The following is a 6044-nucleotide window of genomic DNA, read 5'->3' on the forward strand; positions in this document are numbered from 1 at the left end:
GTTGTCTTAACAATATACTTTATGTTGTTATATCTTTATTCAATACAATTTTTTGAGTATAAAGAAAGGAGCTTGTATAATGTAACTATATTATACAAGGAAAATAACATGAAAAAAATATTTCTAATCATAGTCCTTTTTTTAATAAACCTAAATTTAACCGCCTTAACAATGAAGGAAAAAATCCAGCAGGATTTATCGAAAGTTGGTGTGAAACAAGAAATAATTGATGAAACTGTAAAATTAGATAAGAAATTTGGAGAAGGATTTGTAGAAGAAAATGAAGATGGGAAAAGCACAACTGAAAGTAAGGATGAATGGGAAAAACTTTATCAGAAAGATAAAAGAAATTATGTTGCCTTGGAAAGATTGATAGAATCATATTTTGTGACTGGAATACCAAATGATTCTCAGAAGAAAAAATATATTTCAGAATATTTGAAAATGAATATTCCTGAAGATAGAAAAAATTTTGTTTTGGGAATGGATTTTTGGAATTTTTCTGAAAACAAAGATAAAAAAAATGAGTATTTTGAAAAAGTTAAAAAGATTAGCGACAATCAGTATTATTTGAAAACAATAGATTTTTTTGAATATATATCAAAAGAAACGGAAAATATAAAAGAAGATGCAAATCCTAAGTTAATGAAACAGAAAATAGATGAAATAACGCAAAAAATGGATGAAATTGATAAAATACTTGATAATAAAAATTTGCTAGAAAAATATAGAATTTCTGATGAAGAAGCCTATTCTGATCAATTAACTTTTTTTATGGTTGGCGGTATTCTAAAAGCAGTAGCAGGTGATACTGAAGAAATGGTCAATGATTTTATAAATAAAATTGCGAATAAAAAGATTTCTAAGGAAGTAGCAGAATATAATAAAAATAAGGAAATGATGACTGTTATGACAATTCAGATGACAATGGCTTTGAAAGGGTTTTTTGGAGAAATGTCAGAAAAAGAAATTACAAAACTTGAAAAATTGACAAAAAAACTTCAAGATACTGAAATGTTTAAAAGGATTATGGAAAATTCTGAAAAAGATGAAACTATTAAAAGCGATATTCATTTAGAAGATAAAAGAAAAAAATTTGAATCACTTTCATATGATGAACAAATAAAACAAATTGTTAATTAAAAAAATTTGACTATATTGAAATAAGAATACAAGAATAGACAAGGAGAAAAAGATTTTCAATTGGATATTTGGATGTATTAGATTAAATTGTGAACTTATTTTTTTAGGAAAAAATAAGAGATCTTGAAGCATTGAAAATATATAATAAAATTGTAAATTAATTTTTTAATTAATTAGATAATAAAATTTAGGAGGATTTAAAAAAAATGAACAAAAATGGAAAAATTTATGTAGTAGGAATTGGGCCTGGAAAAAAGGCAGACATGACTTTCAAGGCTTATGAAGCAATGGAAAAAAGTGATATTATTGTAGGTTACAAAACTTATACTGACTTAATTGAGGAATATTTTCCAAATACGGAAATAAAAAGTTCAAGTATGATGAAAGAAGTTGACAGATGTATTGAAGTTTTGGAACTTGCAAAATCTGGTAAAAATGTTGCTTTGATTAGCAGTGGAGATGCTGGAGTATACGGTATGGCTGGAATAATGTATGAAGTAATTGGAGAAAATGACGATGTGGAAATCGAAGTAATCGCAGGAGTTACAGCAACAAATGCTGCAGCCGCAATCGTAGGAGCTCCAATTATGCACGATTATGTAACAATCAGCCTAAGCAACCTTCTAACAGACTGGGAACTAATAAAAAAACGTCTAGAATTAGCTGCACAAGGTGATTTCATCGTAAGCTTATACAATCCAAAAAGTAAAGGAAGAACAACACAAATTGTTGAAGCACAGCAAATTATGCTAAAACACAAATCAAAAGACACGCCAGTTGCAATCGTAAGAAATGCAGGACGTGAAACTGAAGAGCATGAAATCACAACACTTGAAAAAATGCTTGATTCTGAAATAAATATGCTTACAATTGTATTAATCGGAAATTCAAATACATTTGTTAAAAAAGGAAAAATGGTTACACCTAGAGGTTATGATAAAAAATATGAATATTAATACTTTTTAAAAAGTCAGAAACAAAATTTGATAATATACTCGAACCTATTTAAAATTGAACTGCTAGAAATTATATAATTTAAGGTTTGGGTAAAATAGTTGTAACTTTTGAGTTCTGTTTTAAACTAGTTTTACTATAAGTTCAAGTAAATTGTAACAAAGAAAAGGAGAAAAAGATTGGTTATGAAAAGTAAAAATTCATTTTTAAAAACGGCATTATTAATGTTGATAATGATGTTTGGAGTAATTTCCTGCGATTTTTTGGAAAATAAGACGCTTCGTGTGCCAAATTCAATAATTGAATCAAAGGCTAAGGAAAAATTTCCAATTACAAAAAATTTTTTGGTAGGGAAAATTACTGTAAAAAATCCTAAGATTTCATTTAAGGATAACAGAATTTATGTTGTGACAGATTACGATGCCTCACTTTTGGCAGATAGGTCAGAAGGAGTTATTGAAATAAATAGCGAAATCAAGTTTGATGAAAAAACAAGCCAACTTTATCTAGTGGATATGCAAGTGGAGAAAATACTGGATAAAAATGGGAAAGATATGGTTTCGACGCCTGTCGCAAGATCAATGAAGTCATTAATAGCAAATTATTTAGAAACAAACCCGGTTTATAAATATGAGCCAGACGGTAAGAAAAAAATTAAGGTAAAAAATATGTTTATAAAAAATGGGAAGTTATTTGTACAAACTTAAAAAGAAATTTTATAACATTGACAATATTTAAGAAAAATGATATACTGATTTAGTCATACTAGCCGGGGAGTTAGCGGTGCCCTGTATCTACAACCCGCTTTAGTAGAGGTGATGTCAAATTTGAGGAAAGTTTTAGTGTCAACGCCTTATTTCAAAAGTGTTGAGAAAATAGTCCTGTATTGTAGAGAGTTAGCGAAACGTGTCAGGTCGGGAACGAAGCAGCACTAAGTTAGTTTCTCTAGGTTTATAGGGTAGCTGTTTTTGAGCTTTTGGATTAAGAAACAGACGGTAAAATATTTTCGAGAATTTGATGTATGACTTTTTATTTGTATTTAGGTAATTACAATAATATTTTAAAATTAGATTTATTTAGCTTAATTTTAAAAAGTTGAGAGTGTTTTAATAAAAGTTCTTTTAAGTTATAGTTTCTTTTGCTATGAATGGAGGTTTCATAATGAAGGTAGTCGAATGGGATAAAAATGAGACTATCAGTAAAGTTTTAATAGATTTATTAGAGATAGATCAGAAATTTTCTTTTGACAAGGAAAAGGAGGATATATTTTTTTTATATAACGATGAAGAATTGTATGGTTATGCAATTATAGCTTTGAATGATATCGCAGAACTCAAAAAAATATTTATTTTGCCAAAATTGAGAAATAACGGATATGGAACATTTTTTTTAAAATATATAATTAATTGGCTTACAAATAAAAATTTTGACTCACTAATCATGACTAATCATAAAAAAATGAACAATTTTCTTGAAAAACAGCGATTTGTAAAAACAGAAGATGGATATATATTGAATAATCTGGCAGAAACTAAAAGACAGAAAAAAAATATGTTATTTATTTCCAAGTTTGCTATTTGTATAAATATTGTTTTGGCTTTATTAAAAATTATAGCTGGAAAAATTTTTTACAGTATGTCGTTGCTTTCTGATGGATTAAATTCACTTTCTGACTTGATTACCAATGTATTGGTTATAGTGGGATTAAAGGTTGGAAGCAATCCTGAAGATAAGGAGCATCCATTTGGGCATGGAAAGATAGAGTCTGTTTTTAGTGTAATAATTGGTACATTTATAATGATAACAGCTTTTGAGCTTATAAAAGATAATTTTTCAAAATTAATTTCCTTTAACAGCGAAAATAATGTAAATACCACATTTATTCCAATAATTATAACCGTTCTAGCAATACTGATAAAAATTTTTCAATTGGTTTTTATGCAAAAAAAAGCAAAAAAATATAATAATGCTTTGATAAATTCACTTCTTGAAGATTACAAGACAGATATTGTAATATCAACTTCTGTTTTGATTGGGCTTACTCTATCAAAGATTCATCCTGTATTTGATACAGTGGTAGGATTTATTGTATCACTTTATATTATAAAGAGCGGTTATGAACTGATAAAGGAAAATTCTTTGATATTGCTGGATTCACAAGATGATGCCCTGATTGAAAAAATTCGTTCAGAAATATTACAATTTGAAGAAATTGAAAATGCGCACGATTTTCGCATGACTACTTCTGGAAAAGACATTTATATGTTTGTAGATGTACGAATGGATAAAAATAAGACGATTGAAGAAGCACATGATATTACAAATAAAATTTCAAAAAAAATTAAACACAAATATAAAAATATAAAAAGACTTTTGATTCATATTGAGCCTGTTTATGAAGATGATTAAATTTTTTGAAATAGAAATTAAATAAGTTACTAATTTATAAAAATATAAAGGAGATATAGTAAAATGATAGAAAAAATAAAACATGAGAAATACAAGATTTTAAAAAGAAATATTATTGAAGATTCTGATTTTACAAAGGAAACAATGTTTATTCTGGTTTGTGCAATGATTATAGCTTCAGTAGGATTAAATACAAATTCTGTTGCAGTAATTATTGGAGCAATGTTGATTTCGCCACTAATGTCGCCAATTCAGTCGCTAGGATTGGGATTATCAAATGGAAATTTAAAAAGAGTTTATGTATCACTTTTTAGATTGGGAATTTTTATATTAATAAGTGTAGTAAGTTCCACTTTTTATTTTTTAGTAAGCCCTATAAATGATGCAACACCACAGATACTAGCAAGAACTTATCCTACTTTATGGGATGTTTTAATCGCAATTTTTGGTGGAACTGCAGGAGTAATTGCAAAAACTGAAGAAGATGGTGGAAATGTAGTTCCTGGAGTAGCTATTGCAACAGCATTAATGCCTCCTTTGTGTGTAGTAGGATTTGGGATTGCTCATGGGAATCCGAAAATTTTTCTTGGAGCAGGATATTTGTTTATAATAAATGTATTTTTTATAATGATAGCAACATTAGTTGGTTTGATAGTTTATTCTGGAAATATTTTTGAAGCAAGAAATAAAATTTCAATAAAAAAACAAATAATATTTTATATAGGAAGTTTAATCATAATTATTCCAAGTATATATACAGCAACAACTTTAGTTCAAGATACAGCGAGAGAAAATTCATTAAAAAAATTTATTTCAGGGGAATTAAAAAATCATTATGTTTTTGATAATTCTATTAATAAAAAAGATAAAACTGTTACTTTAAAAATTGTAGGAGATGCCTTTAAAAAACAGGATATTGAGAAATTAGAAAAAAAACTGGAAAAATATAAATTGAAAAACTATAAATTAAAAATACAGCAGTTATCCAATGAAAAGTATTTAACAGCACAGGACTTATCAAAATATCTGAACGAAGAAAAAATAAAAGAAAATGCTGAAGATGTTTCATTACCGATTGAAAATAAAAATCAAGAAATTTTGGAAAATGATTTAAAAACTGTTGAAAATATTTTATATAAAAATTTTTCAAATAATATTAGTGAAGTTAAAATTGGGAAATTGATAGATGCAAATAATAATGAGAACTTTGTTGTTTTAGTTGTTGGGAATGAAACAATGACAGATGAAATTTCTGAAAAGATAAAAAATATTGAATTCGATACTGAAAAAAAATATCAAATTATTATTGAAAAAAATAAGCAAGAAAAAGTTAATACATTATCTGAAGAGAATCAAAAATAAATTTTTGAAAAATTAAAGTAACAGAAATTTAATAAAAGTTAGAAAAAATAATAAGAAATCTTGTGAATAAATGTAAAAAATAGATTAAAGCCTTGACAAATGGCTTTATATTTATTATAATAGTTTGTATAAATGTGAAAAAATTATGATTTTTTATAATTATTTTTACAATATTA

5 protein-coding genes and 1 other RNA gene are annotated in these 6044 nt (G+C 26.7%); all 6 read left to right on the forward strand.

Annotated features, from left to right (window positions below):
- Positions 1 to 171 precede the first annotated feature (171 nt).
- The 6 genes from Q0370_RS00705 (at position 172) to Q0370_RS00730 (ending at position 5868) form a co-directional block, all read left to right on the forward strand.
- Positions 172 to 1143, forward strand: coding sequence for a hypothetical protein (locus Q0370_RS00705; protein WP_299570719.1), 972 nt, complete (start codon positions 172 to 174; stop codon positions 1141 to 1143).
- 206 nt (positions 1144 to 1349) lie between these two features.
- The gene (gene cobJ / locus Q0370_RS00710) at positions 1350 to 2099 is read left to right on the forward strand and encodes a precorrin-3B C(17)-methyltransferase (RefSeq protein WP_299570721.1); all 750 of its coding nucleotides are present in this window, start codon (positions 1350 to 1352) and stop codon (positions 2097 to 2099) included.
- Between the two features lie 183 nt (positions 2100 to 2282).
- Positions 2283 to 2804, forward strand: coding sequence for a DUF1439 domain-containing protein (locus tag Q0370_RS00715; RefSeq protein WP_299570724.1), 522 nt, complete (start codon positions 2283 to 2285; stop codon positions 2802 to 2804).
- A gap of 53 nt (positions 2805 to 2857) precedes the next feature.
- An RNA gene (ffs, locus tag Q0370_RS00720) (signal recognition particle sRNA large type) lies at positions 2858 to 3122 on the forward strand.
- Between the two features lie 136 nt (positions 3123 to 3258).
- Positions 3259 to 4506 (forward strand): GNAT family N-acetyltransferase, encoded by a 1248-nt coding sequence (locus tag Q0370_RS00725; RefSeq protein WP_147005135.1) that lies wholly within the window; start codon positions 3259 to 3261, stop codon positions 4504 to 4506.
- Positions 4507 to 4569: 63 nt separating this feature from the next.
- On the forward strand, positions 4570 to 5868 hold the full coding sequence (locus Q0370_RS00730) for a DUF389 domain-containing protein (protein ID WP_299570729.1): 1299 nt from the start codon (positions 4570 to 4572) through the stop codon (positions 5866 to 5868).
- Positions 5869 to 6044: the final 176 nt, after the last annotated feature.

Source organism: uncultured Leptotrichia sp., from assembly GCF_938036635.1.
GTDB classification, from domain to species: domain Bacteria; phylum Fusobacteriota; class Fusobacteriia; order Fusobacteriales; family Leptotrichiaceae; genus Leptotrichia; species Leptotrichia hongkongensis.